General features: G+C 37.7%; 9 protein-coding genes. 3 read left to right on the top strand and 6 right to left on the bottom strand.

The window, feature by feature from the left end:
- Window positions 1-143 precede the first annotated feature (143 nt).
- The 3 genes from addB (at window position 144) to trxA (ending at window position 7,232) form a co-directional block, all read left to right on the top strand.
- Window positions 144-3,260 carry a double-strand break repair protein AddB gene (gene addB, locus B5V81_RS02000; protein WP_212111678.1) on the top strand — a complete coding sequence of 1,039 codons (3,117 nt, stop codon included), beginning with the start codon at window positions 144-146 and terminating at the stop codon, window positions 3,258-3,260.
- Between the two features lie 2 nt (window positions 3,261-3,262).
- On the top strand, window positions 3,263-6,736 hold the full coding sequence (gene addA, locus B5V81_RS01995; RefSeq protein WP_212111676.1) for a double-strand break repair helicase AddA: 3,474 nt from the start codon (window positions 3,263-3,265) through the stop codon (window positions 6,734-6,736).
- 175 nt (window positions 6,737-6,911) lie between these two features.
- The gene (gene trxA, locus B5V81_RS01990) at window positions 6,912-7,232 is read left to right on the top strand and encodes a thioredoxin (protein ID WP_212111674.1); all 321 of its coding nucleotides are present in this window, start codon (window positions 6,912-6,914) and stop codon (window positions 7,230-7,232) included.
- 701 nt (window positions 7,233-7,933) lie between these two features.
- On the opposite strand, the gene tsaE is transcribed toward trxA, so the two are convergent.
- From tsaE to accD, 6 genes are all read right to left on the bottom strand, one after another.
- Window positions 7,934-8,401 carry a tRNA (adenosine(37)-N6)-threonylcarbamoyltransferase complex ATPase subunit type 1 TsaE gene (gene tsaE / locus B5V81_RS01985; RefSeq protein ID WP_212111672.1) on the bottom strand — a complete coding sequence of 156 codons (468 nt, stop codon included), beginning with the start codon at window positions 8,399-8,401 and terminating at the stop codon, window positions 7,934-7,936.
- A gap of 40 nt (window positions 8,402-8,441) precedes the next feature.
- Entirely contained in the window at window positions 8,442-10,907 is a 2,466-nt protein-coding gene (locus B5V81_RS01980; RefSeq protein ID WP_212111670.1) for a sensor histidine kinase, read from the bottom strand.
- 35 nt (window positions 10,908-10,942) lie between these two features.
- Entirely contained in the window at window positions 10,943-12,340 is a 1,398-nt protein-coding gene (gene ahcY, locus B5V81_RS01975) for an adenosylhomocysteinase (RefSeq protein ID WP_212111668.1), read from the bottom strand.
- Window positions 12,341-13,059: 719 nt separating this feature from the next.
- On the bottom strand, window positions 13,060-14,058 hold the full coding sequence (locus B5V81_RS01970) for a complex I NDUFA9 subunit family protein (protein ID WP_212111666.1): 999 nt from the start codon (window positions 14,056-14,058) through the stop codon (window positions 13,060-13,062).
- A gap of 43 nt (window positions 14,059-14,101) precedes the next feature.
- Window positions 14,102-15,421, bottom strand: a complete 1,320-nt coding sequence (locus B5V81_RS01965) for a bifunctional folylpolyglutamate synthase/dihydrofolate synthase (RefSeq protein WP_212111664.1) — start codon at window positions 15,419-15,421, stop codon at window positions 14,102-14,104.
- A gap of 4 nt (window positions 15,422-15,425) precedes the next feature.
- Window positions 15,426-16,346 (bottom strand): acetyl-CoA carboxylase, carboxyltransferase subunit beta, encoded by a 921-nt coding sequence (gene accD / locus B5V81_RS01960; RefSeq protein ID WP_212111662.1) that lies wholly within the window; start codon window positions 16,344-16,346, stop codon window positions 15,426-15,428.
- Between the last annotated feature and the right edge of the window lie 773 nt (window positions 16,347-17,119).

The following is a 17,119-nucleotide window of genomic DNA, read 5'->3' as shown; positions in this document are numbered from 1 at the left end:
TATATTTAAGTATTTTGAATGTCAGCTAAAAATCTCCTGTATAAATAGAGCTTTTCAGTTTTTCCTTGTATGAAAATTGTATACAGTCAAAATTATACAAATAAACAATAAGATGGGATTTGTTATTCCCGATATGAGATTATATGACTTATAAACCACGTGTCTTTTCTATATCTTCTGGAACAGCTTTTTTACCTCACTTTGTTGATGCGCTGCTCTCTGGTAACCTTATTGATAATTTTGCTTCCAATGGAGATATTCAAACAGCTCTTGCCGATAGCCTTATTTATGTTCCAACACGTCGTGCGGCTCGGGCTTTGCGTTTAGCCTTTGTTGAAAGAAGCGATACACAATCAACTTTATTGCCAACCATTCGTGCTCTAGGAGATGTCGATGAAGACAGTTTCCTTTTTGTTGAAAATTATATCAACGCTCTCAATCCGCCTATTGGAGAAAGTGAACGCCTACTGCTTTTAGCGCGTCTTATTCGTCCATGGCGTGAAAGTTTGCCTATGCATCTGCGTTCCATGTTTGGTACAGAAGATGTTCTTATTCCAGCTCATACTGCCGATGCAATTTGGCTTGCTCAAGATTTAGCTCATTTGATGGATGAAATTGAAACAGAAGGAGCAGACTGGTCAAAACTTAAAGATATTGCCCCTGATATGGTCGCTGAATGGTGGCAAATAACGCTCGATTTTCTGACTATTGTTACGCAAAATTGGCCACAAATCTTGAAAGAAAGGCAACGAAGTAATCCCGCTGAATGGCGTAATAAAGCACTTACAATGCATGCAGAGACTTTACAACGCACACAGCCTAATAAACCGATCATTGCGGCTGGTGTGTCCGGTTCTATTCCCGCAGTCTCTCATCTTTTAAAGATTATAGCCTCTTTGCCAAAAGGGGCTGTTGTTCTTCCTGGACTTGATTTTCATATGGATGAAGAACAATGGAATGCACTCAGTACAAGCAATAAAGAAAAAACAGCTTGTGATTTTCTTGATCATGTAGAAAATATTTTTAGCCATCCTCAATATCATTTAAAAAAACTTCTTTCTCTCATGGGGTGTCAACGTCATCATGTTTGCGAAATTGGCCAACAGAGTAGTACAAAGAAAAGGCGAATGGCTCTTTTATCGGAAGCACTGCGACCAGCTTCTACAACAGATAAATGGATACAAATTGTCCGTGATGATTATGAGGCTCTTTGTGCAGATTGGTCATTTATTGAAGCTATCAACGAACGTGAAGAAGCTCTCGCTATTGCTGTTGCTTTACGCAGAGCTATTGAAGAACCTCAAAAAACCGCAGCTCTTATTACAAATGACCGTAATTTAGCACGCCGTGTTGCTGCGGAATTACAGCGATTTGGAATTGAAGCAAATGATTCAGGGGGAATACCACTTGCACAAACATTGCCTGTAACACTTTTACGGCTTATCTTAGAAAATTTATTGCAACCTAATGATCCCATTGCTTTTCTTTCTCTCCTTAAACATCCATTGACCACACTCCAACAAAACCGTCATCGCTTACGCGAAATGGCAGAAAATTTTGAACTTTTTGTTCTTCGAGGGAATACGGGGCGTATCAATCTCTGTGAATGTGATCAATTTCTTGAAAAATGGATTGAGGCATATTCCCATGATCATTCTGAAATTGATGTCCTTTATCAGCAGAAATTTGAAGAAGCACGTTTCCTTTGTCATCTTTTGAGGAAAGCTGTTGAACCTTTAGCCTCTCTCATGAAACAAGAGAAAGAATGCACCATCAACGAAGTTGCGATAGCAACGGTTGAGGTTTTTGAAAATTTTGGTCGCAATGAGGATAATTCTCTAGCGCTTCTTTATCAACACGAAGCAGGACAAGCCCTCTCAAATTTTTTACGGGAATTGGTCAGTGATCAATCAGGATTAACATTTCATCTTTGCGAATGGCCTGCTATGTTTTCGGCATTGATCGCAACACGTTCCGTCACACCTTCGCCTGGAGGACATCCTCGTTTGTTCATCTGGGGTACTTTGGAATCACGTTTGCAAACGGTTGATACAGTGGTTATAGGAGGTCTTAATGAAGGGTCATGGCCGATATCAACCCGAAATGATGCTTTTTTATCACGACCGATGAAAATGATGTTAACTCTGGAACCACCAGAGCAGCATATTGGTCTTTCTGCGCATGATTTTCAATGGGCTATGGGAATGGATAAAGTGGTGATGAGTCGCGCATTGCGTGTTAATCATACCCCTTCTATTCCTTCACGCTGGCTACAACGCATAGAAACAGTTGTAGGAAAACAGGCTTGGAAACAAATCCGTGCACGAGGTGAAGTGCTGCGCCATTGGACAAAGATGCTTGATCATACCAGCATAATTTCTGATGTGGAACGTCCTTGCCCTGTGCCGCCCCTTGATATGCGTCCACGTCATTTTTCAGTCACTGAAATAGAAACATTGCGCTATGATCCTTATGCTATTTATGCAAAAAAAATCTTACGGCTCAAACCACTTAAAGCACTTATTCATGACCCTAGTGCTATTGAGCGCGGAATACTTTATCACGCTATTCTTGCAAATTTTTGTACACAAATAAAAAAACCAAATGCTGCAAATGCATTAGATGTCCTACTTGCTATTGGACGTAAAGAGTTTGATAAATTCAATTTTCCACCTGATATTGAAGCTATTTGGTGGAACATTTTTGATAATCTTGCTCCACGCCTTATTCAATGGGAACAAAGTTTAGGTCCGCGAGAGCGATATGCTGAAGTTGTCTCACAAAAAATCCCTATAGGGACGACAGGGGTAACTCTTTCAGGACGTGCTGATCGTCTTGATGTCTTGCCCGATAAAACAGTTGAAATTTTAGATTTTAAAACCGGAACGCCTCCTTCATCAAAACAAGTTCGTGAATTATTATTTCCACAATTGGCTTTAGAGACAGCTTTGCTTATGGAAGGAGCATTTCCAGATTTTCAAGACCTTACCCCCTCAAATCTATTTTACATTCCCCTGAACGGAAAGGGTGAAATTAAATCCCAATCAATTCTTTTAAGTAAAGGAGAACCCCACTTAAGTGCAGTTAATCTTGGTAAAATTGCATGGAAAAATCTTATTGCACTTATAACTTATTATCAAAATCCACAACAAGGCTATCTCTCACATGCCGTCCCTATTATATCAAAACGATATGAAGGTGACTACGACCATTTGGCACGATTGTGGGAATGGTCAAGTGGTTTTCATAAAGAAGAGTAATCATGACTTTTTTTTCTATTCCTGAAGCTGCTCTTGATGCACAAGCAACAGCAACACATCCTCGAAAAAACGTGTGGGTTTCTGCAAATGCTGGATCTGGAAAAACGCACGTTTTAAGTGAACGTGTTATTCGTTTGCTTTTAAACGGTACGCCTCCAGCACGTATTTTATGTCTTACTTATACAAGAGCTGCTGCTGCTGTTATGCAATCACGCATTTTTCGCACACTTTCCAGTTGGAATGAACTCGATGATACGCAGCTGCAAGAAACCTTAACACGGTTTGAAAATAAACCCGTCAATGCGCAAAAATTAACTTATGCACGACAACTCTTCGCGCGTGTTCTTGAAACACCTGGTGGCTTAAAAATCCAAACAATTCATGCTTTTTGCGAATCTCTTTTGCATCAATTTATGTTAGAAGCCAATATTGCGGGTCATTTCGAACTTCCCGATGATGTCAGTCGCAAAAAATTACAACAAGAAGCCCGTCGCCAACTTTTAGCGCGTTGTGATGTACAACCTGCTTTGCAACAGTTACTTCAAGTTATTAACGAACATACTTTTAATCAACTGCTCCATGAAGCCGTTGAAAAGCAACATAAACTGTCTGATTTTTTATATTCTCTCTTATCTGAAAATGGAGAAGAAAAATTGCGTGCGCTTTTTAACTTAGCGCCCGATGAAACAAATCAATACCTGCTGGAACAAGTTCAACAGACTGCGCGCCTCCCCCTTTATGCTCTTAAGCATTGTGAAATCAATGGTAACCAAAGCTTAAAAGATATGGTTGAAAAATTTTCCCAATTAGAAAAGGTACGTGATGAGACAAATATTCTCAATATTATTTCTGATATTTATTTTACAACAAAAGGTGAGCCGCGTCATTTTTCACGTTTGTCTCGTAAAAAATCAGATGAAATTTGGCCTTTTATTCAACAAATGCTTGAAGATAAACAAAACAAGCTTTCTGTTCTTTTAGAAAAACATCAATGCGCAAAAATTGCTACCCTCAATATGGCTGCTTTTCAGCTCTGTGCCGTTTATCTCAAAATCTATACGAATCTAAAAAAAGCCAATGGCTTCTTGGATTTTGACGACCTTATTGAACGTACGCTTCATTTGTTACAACGTAAAGGTGCAAGTCAATGGGTGCATTATAAACTTGATCGTGGGCTTGATCATATTCTCCTTGATGAAGCACAAGATACCAATCCTGAGCAATGGCAAATTATTCAACTGTTGGCACAAGAATTTTTCTCAGGTTATAGCCAACGAACAAATATACGGACTCTTTTTGCTGTTGGAGATGAAAAGCAATCTATTTATTCTTTTCAAGGCGCAGTTCCAGAAAATTTTGCTGAAAATGGACAAATCATTCAAAAAAAAGCGCAGCAAACAAATCAGCAATTTGAAAAAATACAACTGCATTATTCTTTTCGCTCTACAGCAGATGTTCTTAAAAGCGTTGATCTTGTTTTTGAAACACCAGCAAACTATAAAGGACTTTCTGCAGAAAATACAAAAACAGTGCATGAAGCTATTCGTGTTCATAGCCCAGGTGAAGTTGTTATATGGGATGCCATTTCCGAAGAAACAAGCGAATTTCCTCAAGATTGGCAGACAACTGTTGATCATTTAGATACACCTGCAGTTCGTTTAGCAGAAAAAATTGCTGAAACGATTGCTGACTGGTTACAAAAAGGCGAGATGCTTCCAGCAAAGGGACGCTTAATACGGGCAAGTGATATTATGATTTTGGTCCGTAAACGAGATCAATTTGTCTCAGCTCTTTCTCGTGCTCTTAAACACCGCAATATTCCCGTAGCAGGAGCTGATCGTTTACAACTCACCAAACATATTAGTATTCGTGATTTAATGGCGCTTGCGCGTTTTGTTTTGCAGCCACAAGATGATCTTTCTCTTGCTTGCGTATTAAAAAGCCCTCTTTTTTCTCTTAGTGAAGAGGAACTCTATCAGCTTTCCGCACACAGAACCGGCTCTCTTTGGCAAAGCTTATGTACGCATGCATCATCGCAGGTATCTTTTAAAGATACTTTTGAAAAGCTGAACCATTATCGCACTTTAGTGGATAAAATACCAGTTTTCGAGTTTTACAGTCATATTCTGAATAATGATAAGGGAAGGCAAAAAATTTTAGCCCGTTTAGGATCTGAAGCAAATGATGTGCTCGATGCTTTTATGGATTATACGCTCGCTATTCAAAAAACAGGATTACCAGGATTACAAGCTTTTTTAGAAACATTAAGTGCAAGTGAACCAGAAATTAAACGTGAATTTGAACAAAACAATGAAGAAATTCGCATCATGACTGTTCACGCCGCAAAAGGACTAGAGGCTGCTATAGTGTTTTTGGTTGATCCTGGTAGTGCGATTTGGCATCCTCAGCATGCGCCTCATTTGCTTAAAGTTTCTTTAAACAGTGCACAAGGGAATGGACAACAAGCTTTTATTTGGCGCCCCAATGAAAAGTTTGATACAAAACTCTCTAAACAAGCAATTTTACATTTAAAAGAGCGTGCCGAAGAAGAGTATAGACGCCTTCTTTATGTAGGAATGACACGCGCTGAAGATCGTTTATTTATTTGTGGATATAAAGGTAAAAAAACACCTTCTCATACATGGCTACAACTAGTAAAGAAAGCTCTTGAACCCCATGCGGTTGCAATAAAAGGTCCTGCAGAAGATATTGCAGCTTGGCGTTATTGCGTTACATCTTCTTCTGTCTCTATAAACCAAGAAGTTTTCTGCACTGAAAGTCAAGCCTTACCATCTTTGCCTGATTTTTTCTCTCATAAAGTACCGGCAGAACCAATTCTTCCAAAACCGTTAAGACCCTCTGTCGCAAGCCTTTCCATTGAAGCTGATACAGAGCTTTCTTCAAGCCCAAAACAGCTTTTCACTTCACCTGTTTTAGGAGAAATAAATACAAACAGAGCTTTTTTCATTGAATATGGTCATCTCATTCACCGATTATTACAATATCTACCCAACTGCCCCCCACAAAAACGTGAAGATTATGCTCGAAACTATCTCAATATCAAAGCTTCTCATTGGTATAAGAGCCAAAGAGAAGATGCTCTTCGTCATGTTTGGAAAATTTTAAATCATGATTACCTCAAACCCCTTTTCTCTGCGCATTCACGTGCTGAAGTTCCCTTAATGGGTATTGTAAAAATTCGTGGAAAAGAACAAGCAATTTCTGGTCAAATTGACCGTCTCTACATCACGCAAAAGAGCATTATCTTTGCTGATTTTAAAACGGGATTCCCCCCAGAAAATGAAGCCGCTATTGCTCCTCATCATTGGTTGCAAATGGCGCTTTATCGAAAATTGTTGCAAGCTATTCATCCTGATAAAGATGTCCAAGCTCTGCTTATCTACAGTAAAGAAGCCAAAATTTTTAAACTTCCTCCAGAAAAACTCGAGGCATTTCTTGATGAGATTGCCTTATAAAGTTATTTTTTTCCTTCAAAGTATTTTTACGTTTTTTTACTTTCATAAAATGCTCAAATAAATACGCTCCACAATTTTTGGTGCAAAAAAACGCCTTAATAATTTATCTTTGCAATAACTTGATATGAATTGTTATCATACCAATCTATAAAAAATAAGTATAAAGGATAAATCAATGACGTGTATAAAAGTTGATAAGGATAATTTCGAAAATGAAGTTCTAACCTCTTCCACCCCTGTTGTGGTTGATTTTTGGGCAGAATGGTGTGGCCCTTGCAAAATGATTGCTCCAATTTTGGATGAAATTTCAACGGAAATGCAAAACCAAGTGAAAATTGTCAAAGTAAATATTGACGAAAATCCGGAATTGGCTACCCAATATGGAGTACGTTCTATCCCTACATTATTAATGTTTAAAAATGGAAGTGTCTCATCGAATATGATTGGTGCTACCTCTAAAGGACGTCTTTCTGAGTGGATAAAAGATGGGCTGTAATGCCATACACAGTAACGATAAAGGAGAGAAATTTTAGTCTCTCCTTTTGATTTTTTAAAAACATTCTTTTCTATTGTAATAGCAATTCAATTAAATCAAAAAGTTTAAATGCATTTAAGAATCCACACTGTCCGGTATGAACAATGTAGGCAATTCCTTGTTTATGTGCACGCCAACAAATATTTAAGTAAATAATATTTTTTATCTTGGATAAGGCTATCGAGATAGGGGCCAACACATAAAAAAAGCAAATACACTCTAGCAATAAGGAGGAGGTTTTTTATTCGGAGTGCTTGGCAATAACAGAAGGAAATTTTAAGAAAAAATTTTACAAATTACTTTTCTAAAGTTTACAATTTTTAAGGAGAAAGCAAATTCACTATGGATAAGTTAATGCTCTTCTGAGAAAATTATCACCTTGATACAAAACTCTCTTACATGTTTCTCTAGAATCAAAAGAGTTTTTTAAGATTTTCAAAAAAATATGAGAGACAAAAAAACATTCTCTAAAAGAAACGGATTCATTCTTCCCAATTAACGAATGCTGCCATTTTTATAAAAAAAGTCAGTGTTTTGTTTCATCTTCATGGTTGGTACATCCAGTGGGGCATCTTTATTTTATTCATCATCTCAAATGTTATAAGTACGTTGAGGCATCACAAACTAAAAAATGATGATGTTTATGATCATGTCTATATTTTTTATGTTTGAATTGCAAAAGATTGTTGCAAACGTTCAATAGAATGTTGTGCGGATCTCAATGTCACATGGCGCCCATGTGCTTTATATTGTAAGGTGAGTGCAAAAGTGGCAATCTCTAAAAGGTCTGCACTTCTTTCTGGCCATTCAACCAGTAAAATGTTTTTTTCTCTTGCTTCATGAAGCCCTAATTCATCAATTTCTTCTGCCATAGAAAGGCGATAAAGATCAGCATGAATAATTTCACACTGTGGGAGTTGATAGCTTTGCACAAGAGTAAAAGTAGGGCTTGGAACATCCATGGTATTATCGTTTGCAAGCGTTTGGATGATTGTACGTGCAATGGTTGATTTTCCAGTTCCAAGATCTCCTTGCAGCGTTACAAGATCTCCCGGCTTTAAAGAAAGGGCTAAATTTTGTGCAAAAAGCTTTGTTGCTTCTTCGTTTTCAAGAAAAAAACTAAAATCCATTAAAAGTTCCATGAGATGGATGAAAAAGTAAAGGTTGAAATTAAAAAATCTTATCTCCTTTGGGAAGAGGGAAAAAACATTTAACGGTTGTTCCTTTTCCAGAACCGGTCAGAATTTCAACATGTCCACCGTGTAGTTCAACGAAACTTTTTACAAGGGAAAGGCCAAGACCTGCTCCCGCTCGCCCACCATGGTGTGAATGGGAAGAAAAACGTTTAAAAATACGATCAAGGATGTCTTCAGGGATGTCAGAGCCTTCATTGTGAATGCTAAAGACAATACTATCATCTTGTTCATCGACACAAAATTCAATAGTACTCGCCTCCGTTGCAAAATTAATAGCATTACTTAGAACATTCACAAAAATTTGATGTAAGCGTTTTTCATCAGCAGAAATAGAATTTAAAGAAGGAGAAATTTGTTGTAAAAGCGTAATATGACGTCCATTAAGGCGATCTTCTACACGTGCTACTGCTTGTATCATAGCATCGGCAATGTTAACTGATTTTATGTCTAACTCCATAATGCCTGCATCAAGAGTGGCAAGATCAAGAATATCATTAACAATATTTAAAAGAGTGCCTGATTCTGAATGAATATGCCCAAGATATTCTTGTTGACGTTCATTGATAGAACCGAAAATTTGATCGCGTAAAATATCGGAAAATCCAATAATATTGGTAAGAGGTGTGCGCAATTCATAGGAAACATGTTGGACAAATTCATTACGCAAACGATCAGCACTTTCTAAGGCTTCATTTCTTTCTTGAAGAGCACGTGCAACATGGACAGTATCCGTAACATTCACAAAAGTAAGCATCGTCTGTCCATCGGGAAGAGGGACCAAAGTATAATCAATAATCATATCATTTTTAAGATCTATACGACCTGAATATGTTTCACGTTTTTCAGCAAAACCAGTAATAAATTTGGTAAATTGATTCCATTCTTGTCCCAAAGTTAAGGTTGAACAATGACTTTGTAACTGGGTAATATGGGTTCCTTCTACCAGTAAATTATAAGGAAGTGCCCACAATTTCGACAAGGCAGGATTCGATAAACGAAGGCGCCCATCAGTACCAAAAACGACCACGCCTTCGGAAAGTTTATCAAGTGTTTCACCTTGTATTTTAATAAGTGTATTATAACGGCGTTCAAGATCAATTTTTTCTGTAAGGTTTTCGTAAAGCCAAGTGACACCTCCTTGTGGATGGGGGCTCGAGACAACACGCACCGTACGTCCATCTGGAAGATTCCAAATTTGTTGGTTCGATTCTGTTTGCCGATAGGCTTTAAAAAGTTCTTCTTTCCACGCGCGCCAATCAGGATGTTCAGCAATGAGTCCTTTTTCACGTAAACGTTCAAGAAACAATGTATGGCTTGGTTTACTTTCTAAAAAGGAACTCTCCAATGGCCATAAAATTTTAAAAGCATGATTGCAGAATTTTAATTTTTGGTTTTTATCAAAAATAGCTACAGCAGTTGAGATTTGGTCAAGGGTTTCATAATGGCTTTGAAGAACATATCTTAATTCATGAGCAAGATTTTCATAGGCACTGTCATCACGAGCAAAAGCAGCCATTCCTTCAGCTGTTGTAATACGTGTGAGATGAAAACGGCGTCGCTCTCCATCAATGACAGTGTGAACATGATCTTGAAAAAGTGTTTCTGCTTCATCTGTTTTGCGTTGTGTATTTTCATTAAAAAGATCCCCCACTTCATCACTGCCTTCACGAAAGTCTGTCATTTCTCTAAAGGCACGGTTGATAAAACAAACTTTTCCTTCACAATCTTTTATCCATACAGGTTCTTGAATAAGATCAAGAAGATTACGCTGCATTCTCAGTTCAGTAAGAAGGTGGGTGATATCTTTCTGTAAACGAGCATTCTCGCTCTGCTGTTTTGAAATATCCTGAAAGCGAGCAATGGCGACTGTTCCTGCGATGACTCCTGTAACCTGTAACAGCACATTACTTGTTGTTGTGATAGAAAGTTCGAAAGGATGACATTTACAATGCAGTTGAGTCAATGCATAATCAAGTTCCCTCAGAGAATTTTCTTCAACCCATAGTTCAAAGCGCTGAAAATTTTGCTGATCAATACCTATTTTTTGCAATGTGGAAAGAGTACCAACAACACGGGGTAAGGTTGTTGGATTTTCCCAGATAAGAAGCAACTGCTCGGTTTCTTCCAGAAGCCATTCATAATATTTAAGTTTTTCAGAAAGATCTGCTTGAATTGTCTTCAGAGGCTTCTGTACAGCTTTTTTTGCATTCATGATAACAATGATGCACGAAAGAAGTGAAGCACACGAAATTCCTCCACACAGTGCCAAAAGCAGCCATGGACCATTTGGCAAAGTGAAGGAGAATGGCAAATAACTTTCCAACGATTGAGCAACAGTGCGTGTTGGAGAAAAAAAGAAAAAAAGGCAAAATATAGACGTATAGACTCGAATCATTTTTTGAGCTTTTTCTTTGGGGGTATGGTCACCAAAGCTGAGCACGACATCTTTCCCTTTTTTAAACCCAAGGAAGCATTTCAGTAACGGTAATGGTTTGGTTTATAAGGTCCTTGCGGTGTAACTCCAATATAAGTGGCTTGCTCTTCTGATAAAACAGTTAATTTTATTCCTAACCGATCAAGGTGTAGACGCGCAACTTTTTCATCAAGGTGTTTAGGTAAAACAGTGACTTCATTGGTATAGTGTCCTGTACGGGTAAAGAGTTCAATTTGCGCTAAAACTTGATTAGTAAACGAAGCTGACATGACAAAAGAAGGATGCCCCGTTGCATTACCGAGATTTAACAAACGTCCTTCAGAGAGCAAAATGATGCGTTTCCCATCGGGAAAGGTGATCATATCAACTTGAGGCTTAATATTTGTCCATGGCAAATTTCTAAGAGCTGCGACTTGGATTTCGTTATCAAAATGGCCAATATTTCCAAGAATACACATATCCTTTACTTGTCGCATATGGTCTAAACGGACAACATCTTTATTGCCTGTTGTTGTAATGATAATATCAGCACTGGAGGCAGCATCATCTAAATTAACAACTTCATAGCCATCCATAGCGGCTTGAAGAGCACAAATAGGATCAATTTCTGTCACTTTAACACGAGCCCCAGCACCTGAAAGAGATGCTGCTGAACCTTTTCCTACATCACCATAACCACAGACAATGGCTGTTTTACCAGCAATCATCACGTCTGTTCCACGTCGAATGCCATCGACCAATGATTCTTTACATCCGTATTTATTATCAAACTTTGATTTAGTGACGCTATCATTGACATTAATCGCAGGAAAAGGCAGAAGCCCTTCTTTTTGTAATTGATAAAGACGGTTTACACCTGTTGTCGTTTCTTCGCTTACACCTTTAATTGCTGCGCACTGTCGTGTAAAAAATCCTGGCGTTGCATCCATACGCTTTTGGATTTGTTTGAAAAAAAATTCTTCTTCTTCTGTTTTGGGATTCGAGAGGATATCTTTATTTTGTTCTGCACGACTTCCCATTAAGATATAGTTTGTGGCATCAGCGCCATCATCTAAAATCATATTAGAAGGATTACCATCGGGCCATTGAAAAATGGCATCTATATAAGTCCAATATTCTTCCAAGGTTTCACCCTTAACGGCAAATACAGGAATACCAGTTGCGGCAATAGCTGCTGCTGCATGATCTTGCGTAGAAAAAATATTGCTAGAGCTCCACCGTATATTGGCGCCAATCGCCTTTAATGTTTCAATTAAAACGGCTGTTTGAATTGTCATATGCAATGAGCCTGAAATACGCGCTCCGCGTAAAGGTTGACTGGAAGAAAACTCTCTGCGACAAGCCATCAAACCAGGCATTTCAGTTTCAGCAATATCAAGTTCTTTACGACCATAAGGGGCAAGTGCAATATCTTTGACAACAAAATCTTGAGCTGCCATTCTTCATTCCTTTAAAATCGATTTTTTCAAGACGGTAGGAGAAATTAAAAAAAAATGCAAGACAAGAAGAAGACTTCTTTATATGAAAAAGCTCTTTTAAAATCTCCATAAATTTGCGCAACAAATATGCATTGATAGATTTGGGTAATGATATTACTAATTGGATAAGAGATTTCATGATAAGTTTGTTCTATAAACAAAATTCTATCCATTTCACTTGGTTTGCAACTTTTAAAAATCTCCAGAGTAATACCTTTTAAATAATAAACATGATGCATTGCTTCACAGTTTTTATGTTGATCTTTTTTCGAGATAATCAAAAAGAGTATACTCTTATTCTACTCACTTATGGGGGTATTTAAAAAGGGTATTGTTACCTTATTTAATTTCATGATTAAGCTTTTTAGCAAAATAATATAATGCAAAAGCCATAGGTTGTTGTCTTTATATTTATGAATAGGCAATCCAGAATTGGTTTTTCTGGATTTCAAGATTACGTCTGCTCTTACATGAAGACAGTTTATAAGAAGTGTTTTTCTCCTGTTTTCAATGCTTTTATCAAAATACTATAGATGTGCGAGAAAACATTTTTTATGATACTGAATGGAGCATTTAAAATGCAAAAACATCAATCTATTGAACACTCTGATTTTAAAAGAGCGAACAACAAGCTATGAATTATAAATCAAATAATGAACTCAGTTTTGGAAGAATTTATTTTAGACAAGTAAATTTTGGGAAAATTGACCATGTGGACGAAATCTCCAAAGATAACTTGGCAAAAATGCAGCCATTGCTCTAGGAGTAATTCCCACACCCTCTAAAGTATGTTCATTTTCAATAGCTTCTTGAGAAACAATGTTATCCATTTGTAAAAAACGTATCTGGTTGGCTGTTACAAGTGTTGGTACAAAAGGTAGTTTACCGATTGCTCCCAAAATTTCTCCAATTAATAGACCGGCAGAAAGAGGCATGGATAGGATTGTTTTTTTACGGTGAATGACTTTGAGTATATTTTCAAGAACATTTTGGAAGGTGATAATCTGAGGACCACCAAGATCATAATTTTTTCCCCAATCAACCTGTCCATTTAAAGCGCGCGCAATAAACTCAGCAACATCACCAACATATACGGGTTGCAATTTACTTTGTCCTCCTCCAAAAAGAGGCATAATGGGTAAAAAACGTGACAGATCTGCTAAGGTATTAAAGAAACAATCCTCTGGCCCAAAGATAATAGATGGACGCATAATAATTGCTTGAGGACACTTGTTATGAATGATTTGCTCACCTATAAATTTAACACGTGCATAAAGACATGAAGCATTTTCATTAGCTACAAGTGTTGACATATAGATGAGTGGAATACCAGCTTCTGCTGTTAATTCAGCAACATTGTAAGTGCCATCAATTTGTGTGCTTTTAAAATTCGATTGATTTGCTTGTTTTAAGCTACCAGGCAAAAACACTGCCGCATCAGCGCCAAGCAATGCACGTGCAACGGATGCACGATGCTTGATGTCCGTTTTAAGCATTTGGGTTTGTCCTACTTCTCCTATTTGGAGCATGTAATAAGCTTTTTGCGGACAACGCACAGCGATGCGAACGCGATACCCCCGCTTAGTCAAAGTTTCAACGACATGACGACCTACAAAACCAGACCCGCCAAAAACAGTAATAAGTTTAGGATGTTGATAAAGTGCACAATCAAGTTGCATGATTAAAAAGTCTATCTTTCAAAGCTTTAAAAAGATTCAATTTCTAGCACGGTGGCGTTTTATTGTCACGCAAAATATCGCCTGCAAGATAAAGGGAACCTCCAATAAGAACGATTGCTTCTTTATATTCGACCTTAATTTTATGCAAAGCATCTTGTAGGTGCTCTTGTGGGATAGAAAGGATTCCTGCTTTTTGAGCTGATTCAGCTAAGTTTTTTGGAGAGATACTGGCGTCATTGTTAATAAGCGGTATTGTATATACTTTATCGACAAGATTTGCTAAAGGACGAAAATAACCAACAGCATCTTTGGTATTCATCATGCCAGCAATCATAATAATGGGACGATCTGTTTTTTTTCTCCATTGTGTAAGTTCTGCCGCAATAACCTTTCCAGCAGCAGGATTGTGACCACCATCAAGCCATAAATCAATATTAGGAGATAGTTGAGCAACCAAGAGCCCTTGGGTCAGATGTTGCATCCGTGCGGGCCAATAAATATTTTTTAAAGCATCATTTATGACTTGTTCTGAAAGTTGAAATCCTGCTTGATAGACTGCTTCAAGAGAAGCACCAGCATTGGCAATTTGGTGATCTCCAATAAGATTAGGAAGTGAAAGATCCATGAGACCTTGATTGTTTTGAAAAACCATACGTCCATGTTCTTTATAGCTTTGATAATCTTGATCAAATAGAGAATAAGGTGCTTTATTTTTATCGGCAAGGGATATTAAAGTATCAAGAGCTTCTTCATGGTCTTGCTTACCGATAACCATAGAAACGTTTGGTTTTATAATCCCCCCTTTTTGAAAAGCGATCTGAGCCATTGTGTTTCCAAGAAAGTTCTCATGATCATAATCAATGGGCATAATAAGCGATACCGCTGGTTTGTTAATGACATTGGTCGCATCAAAACGTCCTCCCAACCCAACTTCTAAAATGACAACATCGGCTGGATGTGTACTAAACAGCATAAAGGCAGCAGCTGTAAAAATTTCAAAAATAGTAATCGGCTCTTGACGATTTACTTTTATAATTTCACGGATTGTTTCAGCCAATAGGCTCTCTGTAACAAGTTCCCCCCCTCCTTTTTGACCTAACCGGCAGCGTTCATTCCAGTTGACGAGGTGGGGTGAACTATAGACATGAACGCGGTATCCAGCACGTTCCAAAAGAGCACGACAAATTGCTGAGGCAGATCCTTTGCCATTTGTTCCAGCGATGTGAATAACAGGCGCAAGTTTTAAATGTGGATTACCAAGACGCTCTAAAAGGTGAACAATACGTTCTAAAGAAAGATCAAATTTTTTGGGATAGTTTTTCAGTAGATCATCTACGACCTTTTGTACTTGGCTTTGTTGCATGAATTTAGGCTGCTTTTGTTTTAGAAAGCGATGTTTGAGAATCTGTTGGGGACGGGGTGGAAGGGTTAACAACAGCAGGGCGTTTCATCATTAAGCGTAAAAGACGTGCAATGGTTGTTTTCATTTCTAAACGCGATACAACCATATCAATCATACCATGTTCGAGCAGATATTCACTACTTTGAAAACCTTCTGGCAGGGTTTCGCGTATCGTTTGTTGAATCACACGTGGACCAGCAAAACCAATCATAGCACCGGGTTCGGCAATGTGAATATCACCGAGCATAGCGTAAGAAGCAGTAACACCACCGGTGGTTGGATTGGTCAGCACAACAATATAGGGAAGTTTTGCTTCTTTCAGCATTTCAATTGCTACTGTTGTACGGGGCATTTGCATTAATGAGAGTGTTCCTTCTTGCATGCGTGCACCACCAGAAGCAGCAAAAAGAACCAAAGGACATTTTTCAGCAATGGCAGTATCAAAAGCTTTGATAATAGCTTCCCCTGAAGCCATACCGAGAGACCCACCCATAAAGGCGAAATCTTGAACGGTTGCAATAATTGGTAAGCCTTCAATAGTACCACGTGCACTTAAAATATTGTCATCAACCCCAAGTTTAGAACGATAATCTCTTAACCGGTCAATATAGCGTTTTTCATCGCGAAACTTTAAAGGATCTGTCACAACTTTTGGATTTTCAAGAGCTGTGTAGACACCATCATCAAAAAAATGCATGAGACGATTTTTGGCACTGATACGCATATGATAGCCAGAATGAGGAGCCACAAATTGATTGACCTCCAGATCTTTATGGAAGATCATTTCACCACTGGTAGGATCTTTAATCCATAGATTTTCTGGAATTTCACGGCGTCCCAATATAGAGTTAATTTTAGGACGAACATAATTTGTAATCCAGTTCATCTTTATAACCTTCCTTTAATATTACACATCTTTTGCATGATTTGAAAGAATATAGAACTTAAACGGTTACATTTGCTTTTCCGGCTGAACAAACAAGTCTATTTAGTGTTTTTATCCGCACACGTATAACTCCATTGTTTTTTTATTTTTAATATTTCTAATGTTATAAAAATTATATGCACGAAGAGTATCCCCTATAACAAACTTCTCAGAAGTTTTAAGAATTTACATGTTTTTATTCTTTGAATCTGGTATCAAAATTCATCTCTTGCGCTGGTTAATAAACGGCTTAGTTTCTTTTAATAAAAATGAATCTCCAATTAATCATTAATACCAACAGTTCTAAAGCAAAGAAACCTTATAATATAAAACTTACAAGGCCACACGCATCCATTAAAGATAATGGATATGATAATGTTATGTTAGCGAAACGCTAACAGCAGAGCAAGATTTTTTTCAAACAGTCTTCTTAAAGCACGGGTTTCGCATAAAATAAATCACCGAAAAAAATATCATTTTTATTGTGTATTCACACGTTGTTAAATGTAACAGTCTCACATATTCCAAAAATTCTCTCATGATAATGCGAAGAGTATATTCCCTCCATGAAAGGCATAAAATTCATATACTCCCTCATTTTTACTGAAATAGAAGGTAAAAACCGATATCATCACACTCTTTGCTCGTTCCAATGTAACAATAATTCTTGCATTGAGAGGGGGTATAAGAGGTATTTTTATCTTTTTAAAAGTTTTTTTATCCACACGACCGCT

This window comes from Bartonella queenslandensis, from assembly GCF_018155095.1.
In the GTDB taxonomy this organism is placed as follows: Bacteria; Pseudomonadota; Alphaproteobacteria; order Rhizobiales; family Rhizobiaceae; genus Bartonella; species Bartonella queenslandensis_B.
This window is presented reverse-complemented; position numbering and strand designations above follow the sequence as displayed.

Bases quoted from the DNA above. Each gene is read 5' to 3' on its own strand.
- addA (WP_212111676.1), top strand. From the start codon at position 3,263: ATGACTTTTTTTTCTATTCCTGAAGCTGCTCTTGATGCACAAGCAACA.
- trxA (WP_212111674.1), top strand. From the start codon at position 6,912: ATGACGTGTATAAAAGTTGATAAGGATAATTTCGAAAATGAAGTTCTA.
- accD (WP_212111662.1), bottom strand. From the start codon at position 16,346: ATGAACTGGATTACAAATTATGTTCGTCCTAAAATTAACTCTATATTG.
- ahcY (WP_212111668.1), bottom strand. From the start codon at position 12,340: ATGGCAGCTCAAGATTTTGTTGTCAAAGATATTGCACTTGCCCCTTAT.
- tsaE (WP_212111672.1), bottom strand. From the start codon at position 8,401: ATGGATTTTAGTTTTTTTCTTGAAAACGAAGAAGCAACAAAGCTTTTT.
- addB (WP_212111678.1), top strand. From the start codon at position 144: ATGACTTATAAACCACGTGTCTTTTCTATATCTTCTGGAACAGCTTTT.
- B5V81_RS01970 (WP_212111666.1), bottom strand. From the start codon at position 14,058: ATGCAACTTGATTGTGCACTTTATCAACATCCTAAACTTATTACTGTT.
- B5V81_RS01965 (WP_212111664.1), bottom strand. From the start codon at position 15,421: ATGCAACAAAGCCAAGTACAAAAGGTCGTAGATGATCTACTGAAAAAC.